Annotated in this window: 1 protein-coding gene; it reads right to left on the reverse strand. The window is 70.6% G+C overall.

Translation table 11 applies throughout. The annotated features are described in order from the left end of the window. Positions 1 to 446 (reverse strand): septum formation family protein (locus tag B9C99_RS25505; protein WP_253250205.1); only part of this gene is annotated, 446 nt, incomplete at both ends.

Below are 446 nucleotides of genomic sequence, written 5' to 3' on the forward strand. Positions count from 1 at the left end.
GATCAGTCCGACGCTGAACTTGCCCTTCGGGTCGAAACGCCCGTTCAGGTAGGTGTTGACGGCCGGTGCGCACTGCTCGTCGCGCAGTTCGGAGAAGCGCAGGACGCCCGGGAACTTGGCACCGGGGCCGAACTCGATGCCGGGGTACAGGCTGAGGTCGATGTCCGTGGCCACCTCGAACTGGTGCGGTTGCGCGCAGTCGACCTGCTCGAGGTCGCTCGCGTCGGCCTCGGACCACGTGAGGCAGTCACCGGTCGTGGCCGAACCGAACGCGTCACCGGCGACGGCGCCGGTGGGCTGCGGCCCCACCGTGCTGGTGTGCGCGGGAAGCTTCTCGCCCCGGTCGAAGCCGCCGGCCAGGAAGATCGTGGCGATCGCGGCCAGGACCGCACCGATCGCGACGAGCGCGAGAGCGCGCCTGGTCACGGGCGCGGACAGGTGTCGGC

Origin of the sequence: Rhodococcus sp. BUPNP1 (assembly GCF_002215235.1) — a bacterium.
Lineage (GTDB): Bacteria > Actinomycetota > Actinomycetes > Mycobacteriales > Mycobacteriaceae > Rhodococcus.